20 protein-coding genes are annotated in these 18,645 nt (G+C 59.8%); 3 read left to right on the forward strand and 17 right to left on the reverse strand.

What is annotated here, in order from left to right:
• The first annotated feature begins 6 nt into the window (after nucleotides 1–6).
• On the forward strand, nucleotides 7–450 hold the full coding sequence (locus ACJJU9_RS23090; RefSeq protein ID WP_048366690.1) for a hypothetical protein: 444 nt from the start codon (nucleotides 7–9) through the stop codon (nucleotides 448–450).
• 220 nt (nucleotides 451–670) lie between these two features.
• Here ACJJU9_RS23090 and ACJJU9_RS23095 read toward each other — a convergent pair whose 3' ends face one another.
• Entirely contained in the window at nucleotides 671–1,054 is a 384-nt protein-coding gene (locus ACJJU9_RS23095) for a type II toxin-antitoxin system PemK/MazF family toxin (RefSeq protein ID WP_082148601.1), read from the reverse strand.
• A gap of 419 nt (nucleotides 1,055–1,473) precedes the next feature.
• On the opposite strand from ACJJU9_RS23095, the gene ACJJU9_RS23100 reads away from it, so the two are divergent.
• On the forward strand, nucleotides 1,474–1,656 hold the full coding sequence (locus ACJJU9_RS23100) for a DUF6124 family protein (protein WP_048366692.1): 183 nt from the start codon (nucleotides 1,474–1,476) through the stop codon (nucleotides 1,654–1,656).
• A 237-nt stretch (nucleotides 1,657–1,893) separates the two neighbouring features.
• On the opposite strand, the gene ACJJU9_RS23105 is transcribed toward ACJJU9_RS23100, so the two are convergent.
• Nucleotides 1,894–2,181, reverse strand: coding sequence for an addiction module antidote protein (locus ACJJU9_RS23105; RefSeq protein ID WP_048366693.1), 288 nt, complete (start codon nucleotides 2,179–2,181; stop codon nucleotides 1,894–1,896).
• A gap of 137 nt (nucleotides 2,182–2,318) precedes the next feature.
• Complete coding sequence (locus ACJJU9_RS23110; RefSeq protein WP_048366694.1) at nucleotides 2,319–3,215, reverse strand: LysR family transcriptional regulator; 897 nt, start codon at nucleotides 3,213–3,215, stop codon at nucleotides 2,319–2,321.
• A 220-nt stretch (nucleotides 3,216–3,435) separates the two neighbouring features.
• Between ACJJU9_RS23110 and ACJJU9_RS23115 the strand changes: the two genes are divergently transcribed.
• Entirely contained in the window at nucleotides 3,436–4,614 is a 1,179-nt protein-coding gene (locus ACJJU9_RS23115) for an MFS transporter (protein WP_407731026.1), read from the forward strand.
• Between the two features lie 28 nt (nucleotides 4,615–4,642).
• Here ACJJU9_RS23115 and gspM read toward each other — a convergent pair whose 3' ends face one another.
• The 14 genes from gspM to ACJJU9_RS23185 form a co-directional block, all read right to left on the reverse strand.
• Entirely contained in the window at nucleotides 4,643–5,089 is a 447-nt protein-coding gene (gspM, locus tag ACJJU9_RS23120; RefSeq protein ID WP_407729618.1) for a type II secretion system protein GspM, read from the reverse strand.
• Nucleotides 5,086–6,147 (reverse strand): type II secretion system protein GspL, encoded by a 1,062-nt coding sequence (gene gspL / locus ACJJU9_RS23125; RefSeq protein WP_407729619.1) that lies wholly within the window; start codon nucleotides 6,145–6,147, stop codon nucleotides 5,086–5,088. Before gspL ends, gspM begins: the two co-directional genes overlap by 4 nt.
• Nucleotides 6,147–7,004 (reverse strand): general secretion pathway protein GspK, encoded by an 858-nt coding sequence (locus tag ACJJU9_RS23130; RefSeq protein ID WP_407729620.1) that lies wholly within the window; start codon nucleotides 7,002–7,004, stop codon nucleotides 6,147–6,149. The genes gspL and ACJJU9_RS23130 overlap by 1 nt, the downstream gene beginning before the upstream one ends.
• A complete protein-coding gene (locus ACJJU9_RS23135; protein WP_407729621.1) occupies nucleotides 7,001–7,561 on the reverse strand; it encodes a type II secretion system protein GspJ in 561 nt (186 codons plus the stop codon). The genes ACJJU9_RS23130 and ACJJU9_RS23135 overlap by 4 nt, the downstream gene beginning before the upstream one ends.
• Complete coding sequence (gene gspI, locus ACJJU9_RS23140) at nucleotides 7,554–7,922, reverse strand: type II secretion system minor pseudopilin GspI (protein WP_407729622.1); 369 nt, start codon at nucleotides 7,920–7,922, stop codon at nucleotides 7,554–7,556. Before gspI ends, ACJJU9_RS23135 begins: the two co-directional genes overlap by 8 nt.
• On the reverse strand, nucleotides 7,912–8,400 hold the full coding sequence (gene gspH, locus ACJJU9_RS23145) for a type II secretion system minor pseudopilin GspH (protein WP_407729623.1): 489 nt from the start codon (nucleotides 8,398–8,400) through the stop codon (nucleotides 7,912–7,914). Before gspH ends, gspI begins: the two co-directional genes overlap by 11 nt.
• 3 nt (nucleotides 8,401–8,403) lie before the next feature.
• Nucleotides 8,404–8,844 carry a type II secretion system major pseudopilin GspG gene (gene gspG / locus ACJJU9_RS23150; protein WP_048366701.1) on the reverse strand — a complete coding sequence of 147 codons (441 nt, stop codon included), beginning with the start codon at nucleotides 8,842–8,844 and terminating at the stop codon, nucleotides 8,404–8,406.
• Between the two features lie 3 nt (nucleotides 8,845–8,847).
• Nucleotides 8,848–10,047, reverse strand: a complete 1,200-nt coding sequence (gspF, locus tag ACJJU9_RS23155; RefSeq protein ID WP_407729624.1) for a type II secretion system inner membrane protein GspF — start codon at nucleotides 10,045–10,047, stop codon at nucleotides 8,848–8,850.
• Nucleotides 10,048–10,049: 2 nt separating this feature from the next.
• The gene (gspE, locus tag ACJJU9_RS23160; RefSeq protein ID WP_407729625.1) at nucleotides 10,050–11,522 is read right to left on the reverse strand and encodes a type II secretion system ATPase GspE; all 1,473 of its coding nucleotides are present in this window, start codon (nucleotides 11,520–11,522) and stop codon (nucleotides 10,050–10,052) included.
• Entirely contained in the window at nucleotides 11,519–13,435 is a 1,917-nt protein-coding gene (gene gspD, locus ACJJU9_RS23165; protein WP_407729626.1) for a type II secretion system secretin GspD, read from the reverse strand. The genes gspE and gspD overlap by 4 nt, the downstream gene beginning before the upstream one ends.
• A 9-nt stretch (nucleotides 13,436–13,444) precedes the next feature.
• Complete coding sequence (locus ACJJU9_RS23170; protein ID WP_407729627.1) at nucleotides 13,445–13,975, reverse strand: type II secretion system protein N; 531 nt, start codon at nucleotides 13,973–13,975, stop codon at nucleotides 13,445–13,447.
• A gap of 184 nt (nucleotides 13,976–14,159) precedes the next feature.
• Nucleotides 14,160–15,635, reverse strand: coding sequence for an N-acetylglucosamine-binding protein GbpA (gene gbpA / locus ACJJU9_RS23175; RefSeq protein ID WP_407729628.1), 1,476 nt, complete (start codon nucleotides 15,633–15,635; stop codon nucleotides 14,160–14,162).
• 329 nt (nucleotides 15,636–15,964) lie between these two features.
• The gene (hemE, locus tag ACJJU9_RS23180) at nucleotides 15,965–17,032 is read right to left on the reverse strand and encodes a uroporphyrinogen decarboxylase (RefSeq protein WP_048366706.1); all 1,068 of its coding nucleotides are present in this window, start codon (nucleotides 17,030–17,032) and stop codon (nucleotides 15,965–15,967) included.
• A gap of 194 nt (nucleotides 17,033–17,226) precedes the next feature.
• Entirely contained in the window at nucleotides 17,227–18,645 is a 1,419-nt protein-coding gene (locus ACJJU9_RS23185; protein WP_048366707.1) for an FAD-dependent oxidoreductase, read from the reverse strand.

Below are 18,645 nucleotides of genomic sequence, written 5' to 3' on the forward strand. Positions count from 1 at the left end.
CCCCCTATGCACATCAAAACGTTGGCAGCTGCCACCCTTCTGCTGTCCGCCCTGCCTGCCGTGAGCCAGGCCCGCGACACCACCTTGTACTTGCCGTTTGATCAGGTGGTCACCGAAGCCATCAGCACCGGCAAAATCGACGGCAGCGTCAAGTTTTACCTCGCGGGCAACACGCCGAGCGGCAAAGTCAGCGTACTCAGCCCCGGCGCTGTGACCAACAAAAAGACCAACGCCTTCAACAAAACTGACTACCAGGCGTGTTCCTGGGCGCTGCAATCGGCGTTGATCACCCTGCATGACGCGGCCAAAAAAGCCGGTGCCAACGCCGTGACCGACATCACCAGCTACTACAAACGCAACGAACGCAAAGACCCGAAAACCTACGAATGCCACGCAGGCGCGATCATTGCGGGCGTGGCGCTGAAAGGCGATTTGTCGAAGGTGAATTGAGCGTCTGGGGGCTGGCCCCAGAAACGACAAAGGCGCCTCGCGGCGCCTTATTCACAAACAGACTGGCTTGTCATCGCGCTGTGTCTGTCCGGCTCGGTGATGGCTGGTTGCCCAGGATCCTCCGAGTCTCACAAGCCCCTTTCGGGAACGTGGCGAGTATTGCGCTGAAGGAGGCTAAAGGCAACCTTGAGTACGTTCCGTCGGTCGAATCAAACGCGCGTCACAAGCCGAGAGCGCAGCGGACTGCGGCTTTGATTGCAATAAACTCATCTGTTTCAAGTTGTGAAACCACATAACAACGACGGCCCTGACGGTCTCGCGTTTTTATTCGATCCAGTCGAGCGAGGCTAACGGTCGACAGCATGTCGCATTTTGCCCAGCACATAGGGTTCGCTCCCTGCAAATGACTCTGCAACTCAAGGTGATGCCCCAGCATGGATTGGGGCTCAGTTGTGCTAAGAGGAATAACCGTCACCAACTGTTTATTGGTGCGGTGTTTACGAATAACCACAACAGGCCTGATTTTGACCATTTCAGGTACTTCATGGCCCCTGAAGTCACAAATAAGTACGCTGCCTTCTTTTGGCTGATAAAGGAGGGGCATTGGTTGAACCCGAAGTAAAAGAAACGATTCTGAGCAACTTTGCCTTTAAGGGACCAGGCGAGTTTTATGACCGCGCATGTCTCAATCTCCAGCCTCACCCAGTCACTCGCAGGTCTCGTCTCTTTCCTTTACAGGACTATTCCTAGAGAATCCCTTGGCCTTGCGCCTGCCTGTTTCGATCGCTAGCCTGCGGTTCGTCATCCCTCATGGATGGCCGGACGTGCAAGTTCGAATCGAAGTTAGAGCCAGACAATGACTGCCAGAAAAATCAGTTTCATGGTGGCTGTACGTGGGAGGTCTTCGGGCCTGCCGGAACTCCGCTCTATATCGACCGGTCTTGCACACCCGCGTACAGCTGCCACCCTCTTTGTGTGCAAGCAAATGGTGAAAGCTCCCAAACTTTTTAGCGGAGTAAAACCATGACTCACACCCCCGAATACGAACAAAACCTCGAACACACTGACGAACTGTTGCGGTGCGCGCTTGCGACGGCGTATGCGTCGGCCGATAACCTGCAAGGCCTGAACCGCGACGTGGCGTTGGCGGTGGTGCACTTGATCCATCAGGTCAAAGCGTCTGTGGATAAGTTATTGGCCGGGTAAAAAACGTTCACAGGCTGCGGTCTTTTGATCGTGGCCGTTGTGAATGGCTTTACGGCCGCTGCGCAGCCGATCGCAGCCTTCGTACCTCGTCAGCTCCTACAAGATTTGTGTGCGCCACACCACCCTGTAGGAGCGAGCTTGCTCGCGATCTTTTGATCTTGGCCGCTGCGCTGCCGATCGCAGACGTCGGCATGAACCGTGATATGGCGCTAACCGAATCAGGAAGGCCCCATCCGTTCACTTGGAGATGTGTAGTTTTAGCCCCAGCGCCTTGGCTACTTTGAGAATGGTTCCAAATTCCGGGTTGCCCTCCCCGGACAGCGCTCGGTACAAGCTTTCTCTTGAAAGACCTGCATCACGCGCTACTTGGCTCATGCCACGCGCTCTCGCAATGGTGCCAAGGGCTTTGGCAATAAAAGCAGGGTCATCGCCAGCCTCCTCCATGCAAGCTTCAAGGTAATAACCTATATCCTCTTCAGTTTTGAGGAATTCGGCGCTGTCCCAGCGGGTGAATTTTTCGGTCAAAGGGTGTACTCCTTCCAGTCTTTGGCTATCAGTCGCGCTTGTTTGTTTAACCCAAAAAACCCACCCAAAGAATCAGCCCCTAACACTCCCTCTCGTCAGGAAGGCCTTTTTGTTATGTCAGCGATATCCGTTCATTCTTAGGGCTTCACCATCTTGCGTGTCACTAGTTCAGCAAACGCTTTGGCCATTGGCGAGGGGTTGCCTTTGCGTTGCACCAGCCACACGGCGGTGCTGGAGTCGGCGTCGAGCAGAGGACGGTAGACCACGCCTTTGATGCGCATGTGCTGGAACGATGCGGGCAGTACGGACACGCCCAACCCCGCAGAGACCAAGCCAATGATGGTCATGGCTTCGCCCGCTTCTTGGGCGATGTGCGGGCTGAATCCGGCCTGGCGCGCCAGGCTCAGCAGTTGTGCATATAGCCCGCTGCCATAACTGCGCGGGAAGAAGACGAACGGTTCGTCAGCCAATGCCCCGATGTAGAGGCCGCTTTCGCTGCCTTCGGCCAGCGGGTGTTCGGCCTGGATGACCGCCACCAATGGCTCGCGGAACAGTTCCACGGCCACCAGCGAGTCCGCCAGGGGAAACGGGCGCATGACGCCGATTTCTATCGACTCTTCTACCAATGCCTCAGCCACGTCGCGGCTGCTCATTTCCAGGAGGTTTAAGTGCACCGCCGGGAAGGCCTGACGAAAGGCAAAAATGGCCTGCGGGATACTTGAATTAAACGGCGCTGAAGAGGTGAAGCCAATTTTCATTTCCCCCAGTTCGCCCAGTTGCGCACGGCGAGCGACGTCGGCGGCTTTATCCACCTGCGCCAGCACTTGGCGCGCTTCGTCGAGAAACAATCGCCCGGCTTCGCTGAGGGCAACCCGACGGTTGGTACGTTCAAACAGCCGCGCCCCCAGTTCTTCTTCCAGCGCCTGTATTTGCTGGCTCAGCGGCGGTTGAGAGATGCCCAGCACCTGGGCGGCCCGGCCAAAGTGCAGTTCTTCGGCGACGGCGATGAAATAGCGTAAATGGCGCAGTTCCATGCAAGCTCCATTGAGTCGTTAAACCTATCAAACAGGTCGAATAATATATTGGAAAGAATCGTTAGCTGGCTATATTCTTTTGCCATTGCCGTTTGGCTATACGCGTTATGAGGTCCCCGTGAAAACTGCTGTCGCCCCGCTCGCTCATGAAATCCCGCCCACGGCGCTGGATGATGTTGTCGCTCAACTCAATGACGTTTTTATCGAGAAAGGCACGCCGATGTTTATGCGCACGGTGCTGGCGCTGTTCTCGGGGGGCTTTGCGACGTTTGCTTTGCTGTATTGCGTGCAGCCGATGATGCCGATGCTGTCCCATGAATACGGGATCAACGCCGCGCAAAGCAGTCTGATTTTGTCGGTGGCCACCGGGATGCTGGCTATCGGCCTGTTGGTGACGGGGCCTATTTCTGATGCCATCGGGCGTAAGCCGGTGATGGTCTCGGCACTGTTCAGCGCGGCGGTGTTCACTGTGCTCAGTGCGTGGATGCCGAGCTGGGAAGGCGTACTGATTACCCGCGCACTGGTGGGCTTGTCGCTGAGCGGGCTGGCCGCCGTTGCTATGACCTACTTGAGCGAGGAAATCCACCCGCAGCACATTGGCCTGGCGATGGGGTTGTACATCGGCGGCAATGCGATTGGCGGGATGAGCGGGCGTTTGATCACCGGCGTGTTGATCGACTTTGTCAGCTGGCACACGGCGATGCTGGTGATTGGCGGCCTGGCGTTGGTGCTGGCCATGGTGTTTGTGAAGATCTTGCCGGAATCGCGTAACTTCCGCCCGCAAACCATGAACCCGCGCAGCCTGTTGAACGGCTTCACCATGCACTTTCGTGACGCCGGTTTGCCGTGGCTGTTTCTCGAAGCATTTTTGCTGATGGGCAGCTTTGTGACGCTGTTCAACTACATCGGTTATCGCTTGCTGGCTGACCCGTACAACATGAACCAGGCCGTGGTGGGCTTGCTCTCGGTGGTGTACTTGTCGGGCATTTACAGTTCGGCGCAGATTGGCGCGCTGGCGGACAAGCTGGGCCGTCGCAAGGTGCTGTGGGCGGTGATTGTGCTGATGCTGGCGGGCATCGCGCTGACGCTGTTCGAACCCATCGCGCTGGTGATTATCGGCATGCTGCTGTTCACCTTCGGCTTCTTTGGCGCGCACTCGGTGGCCAGCAGCTGGATCGGCCGCCGTGCAACCAAAGCCAAAGGCCAGGCCTCGTCGTTGTACCTGTTTTGCTACTACGCCGGGTCGAGTGTGGCCGGGACCGCCGGGGGCTTTTTCTGGCACTACGCGGGCTGGAACGGCATCGGTGCGTTTATCGGCGCTTTGCTGGTGATTGCCCTGCTGGTGGCGTTGCGTCTGGCCAAGCTGCCCGCGTTGCCGGGTAATACCCACAACGCGTGAATGCGCAGGCTGTCATTGTGAGAGTGGTTTATGGGTTGCTGATCTGTAGCTGCACCTGCAGCACCTGAGCGCTTTTTTCCAGGCTCAGGCTCTCGAACTCGGCGCCTTCTTGTTCGATACGGTTAAGCCACGCCAGCACCGCCATGGCATTGCCGCTCAGGCTGATGCGTAACCGTTGGGTGTCCACATCAAACTGCTGCACCTGAAGCCCCGCACTCGCGGCGCTTTCGCTGAGGCGGCTGCTCAACGGTTGCGTGTATACCCGGATCGCGCGCGTGGGCTGCGCTCGCTGCACCTCCCCCGCCTGAGCAACGCGCTGGACATACAGCGTTTGCGCCGCCGCCAGCCGTTGTTGCGCGGGCTGCCAAAGCCCATAAAAACCAAACACCATCGACAAGAACACCGCGAGTACACCGCACAATTGGCGGTCACGGCGTGGCAGTTGCCGCCAGCGCTCACGCACACGGGCCTTCATAAAACGTCCTCCAGGGTGAGTAAAGCTTGCACCCGGTTACCCTGTTGGCTGGCGTTGCCCAAGGTGATCGGCAGTGCACTTTGCAGGCCGCGCTCGCGCAGGTGTTCAAGCTCGGCAAAGCTGTTGGCGGTGATGGTTAAGGTCCAGCCGACCGTGGCGCGCCATTCCATGCGTTGCACGTCCACGCTGCTGGCACCGATCACGTGCTGGGTTAGCTGAAGCAAGCGCGCCATATGCCCGTTTTGCCGGGCCGCGCCTTGTTGTTGCAGGGCGTTGAGTTGCGCAGACAAATCGACGATACGGGTGTGCTCCGGGTACAGCGCTTTAAAGCGCTGTTCACTCTGGGCGTAGAGGCTCGCCGCTTCACTCTCAAGGAAGCTGCTGCGCAGGTGGCTCGCCCCCACAGCCATGGCAACAATCAGCAAGGCGGCCACACTGACACCCCGCCACGGCAGCCGCTGCGACGTGCGCCGGTATTCGCCTTGCAGCAGGTTGATGGCGCCAGGCGGTGCGCTAGCAGGATCAAACGTGTGTTCAACCGCCGTATCGAGGGGCCCGTCTTTCAGGGCCTCCAGCGCCTGAGGGGTTAACGCAAGGCGCAAGTCCAGCGCGCCGCCCGCCAGCCAGCGCCCGTCCCACCACGCGATGCCCGGTTGCTCGCGAGGCAAGAGGTCGGCATCCACGTACACGCTGACGATGTTCAACCCGCGCGCCTGAAACTGCGCCAAGAGGTGTTTGAAGCGCTGACGCTCAATCACCAGCAACGGATAACGCCGCTGCGCATCCAGGGGGCCGACGGCAATGTGCAGTTCATCAAGGTCATCCGCCAGTTGGTCTTCCACCGCAAAGGCCAAGGCCTGAACGCTGGGGCGGCGCCTGCCCGGCCAGGGCTCGGTCAGCAGCCAACTGCACATTTCCATCGGCAGAATCAGCTGCACATCGTGCCCGCCCAGTCGCTCGGCGGCCTCGTTCAGTGAGGTTTCGTGGGCGATTATTTCGCCGTGCCACAGGTAGACCCGCGTATCGCTGTGCGCGGAGAGATAAAGCCGGCTGTTCATCAAGAAGGTTCGCTGTGTTCAGGGGCTAAAAAGCGCCGCTGGAGAAGGTGCCAGCGGCCGGTTTTGGGGTCGCGGGCCATATCGCTTTCAAGGCGCAAACGGCTTTGCCCCACGCGCACGTGGGTGGTGATGCGAAACCAGCGGCTGGCGGTGCCCAGCCCTGCTGCCTGAACCCCCAGGCCGATCAGCGCCGGGGTGAAGGTGAAGTCCTCAACACTGGCATACCCCTGCAACGGGCGCTCGCTCACCAAGCGGCGGGCCATGTCCGGTGTCACGCCTTCGAGGGTAGCGAGCAACGTGACGGAGGCGGTGTTGATGTTGAGTGTCGCGTCTTTGCCCAGCAGGGCGATCCAGGGCTGCATGCGCGTGTACCAGCGGGCATCGACACCCGGCACGCTGCGCAATTGGCTGATGTCGCTCAGGTTCAGGCCGTGCAGTGCGCTGGCGTCGACGGGCGGCAAGCCAAGCTCAGTTTGCAGGCGCAACCAACGCTGTTTCAGCACCTCGTCGACAGCACCTTGAGTGAGCAAGGCACTGACGTTGAAACGGGCGGCCAGGTCTTCGATGTCGACCTCAATGTGGCCGTTGTCGATCAGCCATTCGGGCCGACTTTTGGCCCAGGTTTGGCCTGCTGCAACGGGCAACTTGGGGTCTGCCAGCAGCGTGTACAAACGCTCTCGCCCCCAGGCCTCCCCAGCAAACGCCGACTGGCGCAATTGCAGTTGATGGAGTTGCTGGGCGCTGCTGTGCAGGGCCAGGCGGTGGCTGCGCAACATGCCGGCAGTCACCAGCAGCGCAAGGCTCATCACCAGCAGCACGGTGAGCAGTGCAATGCCTTGCTGACCCTTGCGCATCATTGGCCCTCCGGCAGTAGCATCACGCGACGAAGCTGTTCAAATCGCCCGGCTGAGAACTGCAATTCAAGGGCTCGCGGTGTTCCCTTGGGGGCCGCTTTGGCGGTGGGCCAATCGGTGCGCCAACCCAGCGCGGGGTCGTACAGCCGCCAACGCAGATCGCGCACGTCGGTGAGCAGTTTTTGCTTTTGCAGTTCGCCGCCTTCCAGCCCCTGGCTGTAGCGCCAAAGCTCGCCGTTTTCCAATGTGTAGCTGACGTCTTGCAGTTCGCTGCGCGGCTGGCCCAGCGGATTGCGCCAGTTGGCGCGGCGCAGGTTGAGCTGGCTGGGATACAGCGCCAGCCCCGGCGACGTGGCCGAGGTGTGCAGGTGCAACACATCGCGCTCGATCAGCGCCACCGCGCGCTGCAAGCCACGCAGGGTTTGCTCGTGGGCGCTGCTGCTGCGTTCGGCGCGCAGCACGCCGTCAAACAGACGCCAGCAGGCCACGCCCAGCAAGGCAAAAATGGCGATGGCGATCACCAGTTCGAGCAAGGTGAAGCCCGCTTGCGGTTTAGTCATGGTTGCGCGCCAGCCAGTGCGTCACGCTGAGCAATGCCTGATCACTGCCCTCCGGGCTGACGCTCAGTTCCACCCGTAACAGACCCGTATCGGGTTCGCTGGCGATGTGTTGAAACAGGCGCCACTCGCGTTGGGCAAAACGCTGGTTGAGGGTTTTTGAACCCATGGCCAGGGTCGCGCTTTGCAGGTGCAGCTCGCTCAGATGATTGTCGGCCAACCAGCCCGCCAACAGCCGGGTTTGGACCCGGGCGCTTTGCCCCAAGACGTATTGGCTGGCCGACATGACCGCCGCCGCCAGGGTCGCGAAAATGGCCAGGGCGATCATCACTTCCAGCAAGGTAAAGCCTTTCTCAGTGCGCATCCGTGACCTCGGACGCTTCGAGCAACGGGTTGCCAAGGCCATCGCTGTAGAGGCTCTGCCAGCGCAGCGGCGGGCTCTCAAAGTGCAGGATAAAGGGGGTGTTTTCATCACTGCTGAGCCACAGCAGTTGCGGGGTGTGTTCACCGGCGCCAAGGCGGTGTACACGCCCCTCCAGCACCAGGGTCAATTGCACACCGGCGGGCAATTTCACCGGTGCTTCGACGGCCTGCCAGATCGCACCTTGCAAGCGCATCTGTTGGTAGGCTTCGGGCTCCAGTCGCAGGCCGTATTCCTGCCCTTCCAGCACGGCCTTTTCGCGCAGGCCCTGCATCAGGGCGAGCATGACCTGCGCTTCTTGCCGCGCGTCGCGGGCGCGTTTGTCGCCCTGGCTGATGTGCACCATTGAGACCAGCACGCCAATCATCACGATCACCACCATCAGTTCGATCAGGGTGAAGCCCAGCGATGAATCGCGCATGCCTCAGTTGCTCCAGTTGCCAATGTCCGTGGCAAAGCCTTCGCCGCCCTGCACACCGTCTGCGCCAAAGGAAAACAGGTCATACCCGGCCGAATGGGTGCCGGGGTTGAGGTATTGGTACGGCGTGCCCCAAGGGTCGACCGGCAGGCTTTTGAGGTAACCCTGGGGGTTCCAGTTTTTCGCCAGCGGCGTGCCCGTCGGGCGTGTCACCAAGGCCTCAAGGCCTTGCTGGGTCGAGGGGTAGTTGAAGGTGTCGAGGCGGTACATTTCCAGGGCGGTGCTGATGGCCTGGATGTCGGTGTGCGCCGCGGTGACTTTGGCCTGGTCAGGGCGGCTCATGAACTGCGGCACGACAATGGCGCCGAGCACGCCGATGATGACCACCACCACCATGATTTCAATCAGGGTAAAGCCACGTTGAGTTGATGCACGAAGGGTTTTCATCGGTCAATTCACCAGTTGATTGAGGCTAAGGATCGGCAACAAGATGGCCATGACGATCAGCAAAACCACGCCGCCCATCAGCACCAACATGATCGGTTCAAACAAACTCACCACCAGCGCGATGCGCGCCGCGAGGGTTTTTTCCTGCTGTTCGGCGGCCCGCGCCAGCATGCTGTCCAGCTCGCCGGCACGTTCGCCGCTGGCAATCAGGTGCAGCATCATCGGAGGGATGTCGCCGCTGCGTTCCAGACCGCTGGCCAGCGTTGCGCCTTCGCGTACGGTGCGGGCGACATCGAGCATGCGGTGGCGAATGGCGAGGTTGGCGATTACCGTGGCCGAGATTTCCAGGGCATCCACCAACGGCACAGCGCTTTTGCCCAGAATCGACAAGGTGCTGGCAAAACGCGCCGCCTCCATGGCGCGCAGCACCCCGCCGACCATGGGCACATTGAGCAGCAGCGCATGCCAGCGCAGCTTCAAGGCTGGTTGCAGCAACGCCCAACGCGCCGCACCAAAGGCGGCGAGCACCAGCAGCAACAACAGCCAGCCGTAGTCACGCAACCCTGTACTCAGGGCGATCATCGCCCGGGTCAGCACAGGCAGCGGCTGGCCACTGTTGACGAAAATCTTGACCACATCCGGCACTACATAGCCCAGCAGAAAACCGACGATGGCGAATGAGGCAATCAACAAAATCAGCGGGTACACCAGCGCCAGCTGGATCTTCTGACGCGAGGCATGACGGGCTTCGGTGTAGTCGGCGAGCTGTTCGAGCACATGGCCCAAATGGCCGCTGCGCTCGCCCGCCGCCACGGTGGCGCGAAATAATTCCGGGAAGGCCCGAGGGAACGCTGACAGCGCCGTCGCCAAGGCATGGCCTTCGGTGACGCGGTTACGCACAGCGAGTAATACGCTGCTGACATGGCGCTTGGCACTCTGCGCCGCCACCGCGCCCAGGGCTTCTTCGAGGGGTAAACCGGCATGGATCAAGGTCGACAGTTGCCGCGTGACAAGGGCCAGATCAGTAACGCCCAGCCGCCACCGCGAATGCGTCGCACGGTGTGTTCGGACTTCGCTCAACTGGCTCGGGCGCAAACCGCGCTCGCGCAATAACTGCCGCGCATGCCGGGCATTGTCGGCCTCTTGCTGGCCTCGGCAGTTGCGCCCGTTGGCGTCCTGCGCCCGGTAGTCAAAGGTCGGCATGCTCAGTCCTCCAGGGTCACGCGCAGCAGTTCGTCAAAGCTGGTCAGGCCCTGGATCACCAAACGCTGGCCGTCCTGAAACAAACTGGGGGCGTGCTCGCGCGCCACGCGTATGAGGTCCGGCTCGCTGGCCCCCTGATGAATCAGCTCGGCCAGTGCCGGGGTGATGCCGACCAGTTCGTAAATCCCGGTGCGCCCGCGATAACCCTGCTGGCACTGGCGGCAACCCTGCGGCTGGTACAAGGTGATGCCAGCCTGTGGATCGAGCCCCAGGCGCTGGCATTGCTGCGGGTCGGCGCGATACGGGGTTTTGCAATCGGCACACAGAGTGCGCAACAAGCGCTGGGCCAACACGCCAACCAGCGAAGACGCCAGCAAGTAGGCATCGACGCCCATGTCGACCAGGCGGGTGACCGCGCCCACTGCGCTGTTGGTGTGCAGGGTCGACAGCACCAGGTGCCCGGTGAGCGAGGCTTGTACGGCGATGTCTGCGGTTTCGTGGTCACGGATTTCACCGACCATGACCACGTCCGGGTCCTGGCGCAAAATCGCCCGCAACCCACGGGCGAAAGTCATGTTGGCCTTGCTGTTGACCGGCGTCTGACCGATGCCCGGCAGGTGGTATTCCACCGGGTCTTCGACGGTCAGGATGTTGCGGGTCGGCGCATTGAGGTGGCTGAGCGCGGCATACAGGCTGGTGGTTTTGCCCGAGCCGGTGGGCCCGGTGACCAGAAAAATCCCGTGGGGCCGGGCCAGGATGTGTTCAAAGCGGCTCAGGGTGGCTGCGGGCATGCCCAGGCATTGCAGGTCGAGGCGCCCGGCCTGTTTGTCGAGCAGGCGCATCACCACGCGCTCGCCATGGGCCGAAGGCAGGGTCGAGACGCGTACATCGACTTCATGCCCGGCCAATCGCAGGCTGATGCGGCCGTCTTGCGGCACGCGTTTTTCAGCGATGTCGAGGCGCGCCATGACTTTGATCCGCGACACCAGCAAGTTCGCCAGCTCACGTTTGGGCCGCAACACTTCGCGCAGTTGGCCATCGATGCGCATGCGCACCGACAGGTAATGCTCGAAGGTTTCCAGGTGCACATCCGAGGCTTTTTCGCGCATGGCTTCACGCAGCAGCGCGTTGATCAAGCGAATGATCGGTGCATCGCCCTCCTGCTCCAGCAGGTCGGCGGTTTGCGGCACTTGCTCGGCCACGCTCATCAGATCGAGTTCGCTGTCGAGCCCTTGCGCCACTTGCTCGGCCGCGCTTTGCCCGGCGCTGTAGCTGTGGGTAAGACGCTCGTTGAAGTGTGCATCCGGTACCCGTTGCACGTGCACCTCTACGCCCGCCCGGCGCTGCACTTCGGCCAGCACGGTCAGCGGCGTGTCGCTGCGTATCAGCAGGCTTGCAGGCTGGGTCGAGGTGTCCAGCAGCACCCCGAAACGCCGGGCAAAGCTGTAAGGCAAGCGCACCGGCGGCTGGTTCATGGGCGGGCAGCCTTGGGACGGCGCAGGTCGACGGCGTCCGGGTCTTGCAGGTTGCCGTCAAACATCTGGTGCGGGTCGCTGGGCAGCAGCAACGAGTTAGTGTCTTTGGACGATGGCTGGCTGAGGTTTCGCAACGCGTTGTAGCGGTCTTCGCTAATCTCGCGAATATCATGTTTGCTGCGCACGATAGTCGGGCGCAAAAACACCATCAGGTTGGTTTTGGTGTGGGTGTCTTTGTTCCAGCGAAACAACGCCCCCAAATAAGGAATGTCGCGCAGCAACGGCACGCCGCTGACCTGGGTGCGCACGCTGTCTTTGATCAAGCCGCCGATGACGATGATTTCGCCATCTTCGGCGAGGATGGTGCTTTTGAGGGCGCGCTTGTTGGTGATCAGGTCGGATGAATCCACCCCTTGCAGTGAAGGGGCCAGTTCGGAGTTCTCTTGTGCAACCTCTAAGCGCAACGAGCTGCCGTCATTGATGTGCGGCTTGATTTTGAGGCTGATGCCGATGTCTTGGCGGGTCACCGTGGTGAACGGGTTTTGCGAGCCATCGCCCGTACCCGTGTAGGAACCTGTCTTGAAGGGCACGTTTTGCCCCACCAGAATCTCGGCTTCCTGATTGTCCAGCGTCAGCAAGCTGGGCGTGGACAGCACGTTGTTATTGGTGTCACTGGCCAGCGCCGAGATCAACGCATTGAAGCGGTCACCGCCCAATTGCAGCACGGCCCCTTCGGGCAGCGCAGGAGCGGGCCCCGAGAGCGCGCCGACCTGGATATTGGTGCCCGGAAAGGTGATGCCGCCCTGGGCGCTGCCACTGTTCACCCCCCATTGCACGCCCAGGGTGTTCACAATGTCGCCGGAGATTTCGACGATGGCGGCATGGATCAACACTTGCGAGCGCGGCTGATCGAGTTGGCGCACGATGCTTTCCAGGCTTCGCACTTTCGCCGGATCAGCCATGATCACCAACGCATTTTGGCTTTCATCGGCGGCCACCATGACCTCGCTGGCGGAGGTCTTTTGTGCAACGCCAGCCAGCGCGGTGTCTTGTTGCATGCCCTGGGCAACGGTATCGAGCACCTCGGCCAATTGCTTGGCATCACTGTGACGAAGACGAATGACCCGCGAGTTTTCGGACTGCCGGGTCGGCTGTGTGTCCAGCGAATGCGCCAGTTTGCTCAAGCGCTCACGCACCGCCTTGTTGCCCAGAATCACCAGCCGGTTGGCCGACGCATCGGCAATGACCTGGCTGCTCGGCCCTTCCGCTTTTTTACCCAGCGACTGCTGCATGACCTTGGCCACATCACTGGCCTGCGCATGGCGCAACTCGACCACCGAATAGTCATGGCGCGTGCCGCCATCCAGTTGGCGCACCAGCTCGGCAATACGCCGGGCATTGGAGGCCGTGTCGGTAATGATCAACGCATTGGCCGACGCCGAAGGCCCGACGTACCCGTTGGTCGATACCAAGGGCCGCAGCAGGCCCGCCACGTCAGCCGCGACGCTGGCATTAAGCTCGATGACCTGGGTGACAAAGGCCTGCTCGGAGCCATCCGGGTTGCCCGCGCGGGCTTTGGCCTCGGCAGCGGGAATGATCAATAAACGATCACCTTGGTCGACCACGGCAAAACCGTGGGCATCCAGTACCGCGTAAAACAGCTCGCGCACCCCGGCACGGTCCAGCGGCGCTTCAGACATGACGGTGATACGGCCCTGCACCCGAGGGTCGAGCACAATGGTGGCGCCCAGCACCGATGACATTTCCTGCACGATATCGCGCAGTTCGGCGTCTTTCATTGCCAACTGCCAATACGGCTCATCGGCCAGCACATCGCTTTGCACTAGCGCGGTGCTGAGCACAAGGCTACACAGTAAAAGACGGCCGATGCCGAACACGTTGGGCCTGGTCATGATGCTTCTCTAAGGTTGTTCGGCAAGGGGCCGCAAATAAAGGGAGGTGGCCTGGGCCGGTGTGGCGGGCGTTTGGCTGGCAGGTAACACATGACGACCGGGCGGCTTGAGCAGCAGGCGCTCTTCGCGGTTGTTGCGCCACAGCACCACGTGCGACACCTCAACCCGCCGCAACACGCTGCCCCCTGGTAGCCGTTCACCGACGCGGTAAAAGCGCGCTTGCTGGCTGCCCGCCAGCAACGCCTGCGACGCGCCATGGCTGGACACAAGACTGGCGCGCAGCTCCAGCGGCTCGGCGCTGTGTGCCAATGCGCCTTCAGGCGCAAGGCCCAGCACGCTGGCGATGGCCTCTGGCTGAAAAGGCTCAAGCGCAGGCGCGGGCGCCGGGCGAGCCGGGGCAATAACCGGCGCGGCCAGTGCCTGGCGGTATAACCTCTCTTGCCAGGCTAAGTGCCCGCCATATCCAAAACACGCCCCCCACAGCAGCACTTTCAAGATGAGCGGTAAGTGGCGAGTTATGGCACCCGAAAAATTATTCAAAACCTTTTCATCTGCAAGCCATTAATAAATAAAAAATCACTCACTGTTAAAACGAACCGTGTAGGAGCGAGCTTGCCTCGCGATCTTTTGATTGTTTTAAAAGATCGCGAGACAAGCTCGCTCCTACAGTTGTCGGTGGATAACGATTAAATTAAAAACGTTATCCAGACTTGATCACGTGGAGTTACTTCTCAGTCCACGCCATGTTCCAGCTCGCACCAACGCCCGGTTCAAAACCATTGGCATTTGGGTTGTATTGAATGCAGTAGCCCGAATTCGGGAACGGCTGGCACTCATAGACTTTGTCGTTTTTAGGTTGAAGCACCAACGTGCCCGCCTTGTAACCGGCAATGCCTTCAGGGAACACGAAGTCATATTCCTGAGCACCGCCTTCGCCGGTCAGGTTGATCGACTTGAGGTCCTGGAAGTTCTCACGACCATCCTGGCTGATCGCAATCAGTTTCAAGGAGTGCTCGCCCGGTGCGCTGGTCACCGCAATGCTGACCGGCGACGTGGTAGCGCTGACGGTTTGCTTGGTGTAGCCCACTTGTTTGTGGGTGGCGTTGAACACCGTGGCTTCCAGCGTGACATTTTTGTTGGTCATCACCGTGAAGCCAACAGTGCCCTTGCCTTTGACCAGCACGTACTCCGGCGCCACATCATGCAGGTGCAGGTAAGCACCCGGGTCTGGCACCATCACGGTCTGCATTTCGTAGCGGGTAACGCCGCTCTCGGCCTTCACGTACAGGGTGTTTGCGCCTTTGATCGGCTCAATGTCACCGTTTTCATTGCGTACGCCTGCACGTACCAAAGGCTTGTTCGCCGCGTTCACGGTTTCTGCCAATTTGTAGGACCAGTTGGCCGGCTGGCCTTCTTCTGGTTTTTCAATGGTGACGCCGAAGCTGTATTCAGCGCTTTCGGAGCTGCCGGTAAAGGCACGTGCCTTGACCGAATCGCCTGGCTGCAATGCCTGGGTTTGCGAGATCGAACCGACGTTTTTCCAGCCATCCGGGTCTGCGCTCTGCGCGGTGATGTTGACATCCACAACGTCATAGAACGAAGCGGCGGTGTCATCAACCGTCCAGACACCCAGAATAATGTGGTGACCGCTGCGGTCTGTCGGGATCGAGCAGCTGTGTTTCTCTTTGGCCGGGCCTGTACCGCCCGCAGCGCCGTCGATAGGCACGCCGCCGCCACCTTCAACCTGGCAGAACGGTGTCAGTTCAAAGCTGTCGCGGGAGATCGGCAGGTTGGGGTTCCAGCCACCTTTGGTGATGAAGTACTGCCAGCGTGTACTTTTATGGGCAGCGGTATAGAACCAGCTGAAGTCGATGGTGTGGTCCTTGATTTCAGTCAGGTGCCAGCGGTTGGCCGACTGGGCGTCCAATGCCGCGAAGCTGGCATGGCCACCGCTTGCGATCTTGCCGTCGGCCGGGCCGAACTCAGGGAAACCCTTAGGGGCTTCGCCAACGGTCTGCGGTTCATACTGAGCTGCACCGCAGTCAATGTTCAGCCCTTGCTGACATGCATAAGCCCGCGATGGCGGGGAGTTCATGTAACCGTGAGCAACTGCCTGTTGAGCCGTAAACAGGGTAGCCATCAGCGTTAAGGATGATGCGCACAGCATCAAATTGCGGGACTTTGACAGTGCAATAGCCATATAAGCCTCATTCTATTTTTTATATAAATGATAAAAATTGCGCTCTCTGTTAAACGCACAACGATATAAACAACGCGATATGACAGAGAGAGCCCTACCACGGGCAACTACAACAAACTAAGAAACTTCCTACGTGACAGCCTGAAAGTTTTAAATAATTCATGGCCGCCCGAAATCAGGGTGGGAAATTTTACTTATTCTGATATTTAAATATGTAGGACTCTTCCTAAATATATATAAGGGAAGTCTGAATTATTTTATTTGCACGCATAAAAAAACGCCCGGCATTAACCGGGCGTTTTAGCGAGGGTCACTTCCAACAACTGCACTTATTCGTGATATTGCCCCGAGAACTCATGCACAGCGCTGATAAACGCACCGGCGTGTTCAGGTTTAACTTCCGGGGTAATGCCGTGGCCCAGGTTAAACACATGGCCCGAACCTTTGCCGTAACTGGCGAGAATGCGTTTAACCTCGGTGCGAATGGCCTCGGGGTTCGCGTACAGCACGGTCGGGTCCATGTTGCCTTGCAGGGCCACTTTGTTGCCCACGCGGCGGCGGGCTTCGCCCAGATCGCAGGTCCAGTCCAGGCCCAACGCATCGGCGCCGGCATCAGCAATGCTTTCCAGCCACAGGCCGCCATTTTTGGTGAACAGGATCACCGGCACTTTGCGACCTTCGTGCTCGCGGATCAGGCCGCTGACGATTTTGCGCATGTAGGCCAGGGAGAACTCTTGATACGCCGCAGACGACAGGTTGCCGCCCCAGGTGTCGAAAATCTGCACCGCTTGCGCGCCCGCGAGAATTTGCCCGTTGAGGTACGAGGTGACCGACTGCGCCAACTTGTCGAGCAGCAAGTGCATGGCCTGCGGCGTGTCGTAGAGCATGGCTTTGGTTTTGCGGAAGTCTTTGGATGAACCGCCTTCGACCATGTAAGTGGCCAGCGTCCACGGGCTGCCCGAGAAACCGATCAACGGCACACGGCCGTTGAGTTCGCGGCGGATGGTGCTGACCGCGTTCATCACGTAGCCGAGGTCTTTTTGCGGATCCGGGATCGGCAAGGCTTCGATATCGGCCAGGGTGCTGACGACCTTTTTGAAGCGCGGACCTTCGCCGGTTTCAAAATACAGGCCTTGGCCCATGGCATCAGGAATGGTCAGGATGTCGGAAAACAGGATGGCCGCGTCCAGCTGAGGGAAGCGGTCCAGAGGCTGCAGCGTGACTTCACAGGCGAATTCAGCATTCTTGCACAGGCTCATGAAGTCACCGGCCTTGGCGCGGCTGGCACGGTATTCCGGCAAGTAGCGGCCGGCCTGACGCATCATCCAGACAGGCGTTACGTCTACGGGTTGCTTGAGCAAAGCGCGAAGGAAACGGTCATTCTTGAGATCAGTCATGTCTGCATCCGGAAAAAAAGTGGGGGCATTTTCTCAGAGACAGACGCAAAAGGCACGGCAAGAGCCGTGCCTTTTATCTATCGGGGCGATTTGACGCGGGGGTGACGCACTGTTTTCTGTAGGAGCGAGCTTGCCTCGCGATCTTTTTAAAGATCAAAAGATCGCGAGGCAAGCTCGCTCCTACAGGATTTTGGTTAGACGCCCAGGTAGTCCATGATCCCCTCTGCCGCGGTGCGGCCTTCGAAGATCGCGGTCACCACCAGGTCAGAGCCGCGCACCATGTCGCCACCGGCAAAGATCTTCGGGTGGCTGGTCTGGTGCTTGAACTGCGACTGCTCAGGCGCAATTACGCGGCCCTGGCTGTCGGTGGCGATGTCGAACTGCTCAAACCACGGCGCCGGGCTCGGGCGGAAGCCGAACGCGATGATCACGGCGTCTGCCGGGATGATCTCTTCGGAACCCGGAATCGGCTCAGGGCTGCGACGGCCACGGGCGTCCGGCTCGCCGAGACGGGTCTCGACCACTTTCACGCCTTCAACCTTGCCGTCACCGACAATCGCAATCGGTTGACGGTTGTAGAGGAATTTCACGCCTTCTTCTTTGGCGTTTTTAACCTCTTTGCGCGAACCGGGCATGTTGGCTTCGTCACGACGGTACGCACAGGTCACCGACTTGGCGCCCTGGCGGATCGAGGTCCGGTTGCAGTCCATGGCGGTGTCACCACCGCCCAGCACCACGACCTTTTTGCCTTTCATGTCGACGAAATCTTCCGGCGATTTTTCAAAGCCCAGGTTGCGATTGACGTTGGCAATCAAGAAATCCAGCGCGTCGTGCACGCCCGGCAAGTCTTCACCGGCAAAACCACCTTTCATGTAGGTGTAGGTGCCCATGCCCATGAAGACCGCGTCGTACTCGGCCAGCAGTTCTTCCATGCTGATGTCTTTACCGATTTCGGTATTGAGGCGGAACTCAATACCCATGCCGGTGAAGACTTCGCGGCGATTGCTCAGTACGGTTTTCTCCAGCTTGAACTCCGGGATGCCGAAGGTCAGCAGACCGCCGATTTCCGGGTTCTTGTCGAAGACCACCGGGGTCACTCCGCCACGCACCAGCACGTCAGCGCAGCCCAGACCCGCAGGCCCGGCGCCGATGATTGCCACACGCTTGCCGGTCGGCACCACTTTGGACATGTCCGGGCGCCAGCCCATGGCGAAGGCGGTGTCGGTGATGTACTTCTCGACCGAACCGATGGTCACCGCGCCAAAACCGTCGTTGAGGGTGCAAGCACCCTCGCACAGACGATCTTGCGGGCACACCCGGCCGCACACTTCGGGCAGGGTGTTGGTTTGGTGCGACAGTTCAGCGGCGGCGAGGATGTTGCCCTCGGCCACCAGTTTGAGCCAGTTGGGAATGAAGTTATGCACAGGGCATTTCCATTCACAGTACGGGTTACCGCACCCCAGGCAGCGGTGGGCCTGGTCGGCCGACTGCTGGGGTTTGAAAGGTTCGTAGATTTCCACGAACTCTTTTTTGCGTTGACGTAACAGTTTCTTCTTCGGATCTTTGCGCCCGACATCGATGAACTGGAAGTCGTTACTCAGACGTTCAGCCAT

Source organism: Pseudomonas helleri, assembly GCF_045830615.1.
Taxonomy (GTDB): domain Bacteria; phylum Pseudomonadota; class Gammaproteobacteria; order Pseudomonadales; family Pseudomonadaceae; genus Aquipseudomonas; species Aquipseudomonas helleri.

What these genes read in the sequence shown, in the direction of transcription:
- ACJJU9_RS23090 (WP_048366690.1), top strand. Translation starts at nt 7, where the DNA reads ATGCACATCAAAACGTTGGCAGCTGCCACCCTTCTGCTGTCCGCCCTG.
- ACJJU9_RS23095 (WP_082148601.1), bottom strand. Translation starts at nt 1,054, where the DNA reads ATGCCCCTCCTTTATCAGCCAAAAGAAGGCAGCGTACTTATTTGTGAC.
- ACJJU9_RS23100 (WP_048366692.1), top strand. Translation starts at nt 1,474, where the DNA reads ATGACTCACACCCCCGAATACGAACAAAACCTCGAACACACTGACGAA.
- ACJJU9_RS23110 (WP_048366694.1), bottom strand. Translation starts at nt 3,215, where the DNA reads ATGGAACTGCGCCATTTACGCTATTTCATCGCCGTCGCCGAAGAACTG.
- ACJJU9_RS23115 (WP_407731026.1), top strand. Translation starts at nt 3,436, where the DNA reads ATGTTTATGCGCACGGTGCTGGCGCTGTTCTCGGGGGGCTTTGCGACG.
- gspM (WP_407729618.1), bottom strand. Translation starts at nt 5,089, where the DNA reads ATGAAGGCCCGTGTGCGTGAGCGCTGGCGGCAACTGCCACGCCGTGAC.
- gspL (WP_407729619.1), bottom strand. Translation starts at nt 6,147, where the DNA reads ATGAACAGCCGGCTTTATCTCTCCGCGCACAGCGATACGCGGGTCTAC.
- ACJJU9_RS23130 (WP_407729620.1), bottom strand. Translation starts at nt 7,004, where the DNA reads ATGATGCGCAAGGGTCAGCAAGGCATTGCACTGCTCACCGTGCTGCTG.
- ACJJU9_RS23135 (WP_407729621.1), bottom strand. Translation starts at nt 7,561, where the DNA reads ATGACTAAACCGCAAGCGGGCTTCACCTTGCTCGAACTGGTGATCGCC.
- gspI (WP_407729622.1), bottom strand. Translation starts at nt 7,922, where the DNA reads ATGCGCACTGAGAAAGGCTTTACCTTGCTGGAAGTGATGATCGCCCTG.
- gspH (WP_407729623.1), bottom strand. Translation starts at nt 8,400, where the DNA reads ATGCGCGATTCATCGCTGGGCTTCACCCTGATCGAACTGATGGTGGTG.
- gspG (WP_048366701.1), bottom strand. Translation starts at nt 8,844, where the DNA reads ATGAAAACCCTTCGTGCATCAACTCAACGTGGCTTTACCCTGATTGAA.
- gspF (WP_407729624.1), bottom strand. Translation starts at nt 10,047, where the DNA reads ATGCCGACCTTTGACTACCGGGCGCAGGACGCCAACGGGCGCAACTGC.
- gspE (WP_407729625.1), bottom strand. Translation starts at nt 11,522, where the DNA reads ATGAACCAGCCGCCGGTGCGCTTGCCTTACAGCTTTGCCCGGCGTTTC.
- gspD (WP_407729626.1), bottom strand. Translation starts at nt 13,435, where the DNA reads ATGACCAGGCCCAACGTGTTCGGCATCGGCCGTCTTTTACTGTGTAGC.
- gbpA (WP_407729628.1), bottom strand. Translation starts at nt 15,635, where the DNA reads ATGGCTATTGCACTGTCAAAGTCCCGCAATTTGATGCTGTGCGCATCA.
- hemE (WP_048366706.1), bottom strand. Translation starts at nt 17,032, where the DNA reads ATGACTGATCTCAAGAATGACCGTTTCCTTCGCGCTTTGCTCAAGCAA.
- ACJJU9_RS23185 (WP_048366707.1), bottom strand. Translation starts at nt 18,645, where the DNA reads ATGGCTGAACGTCTGAGTAACGACTTCCAGTTCATCGATGTCGGGCGC.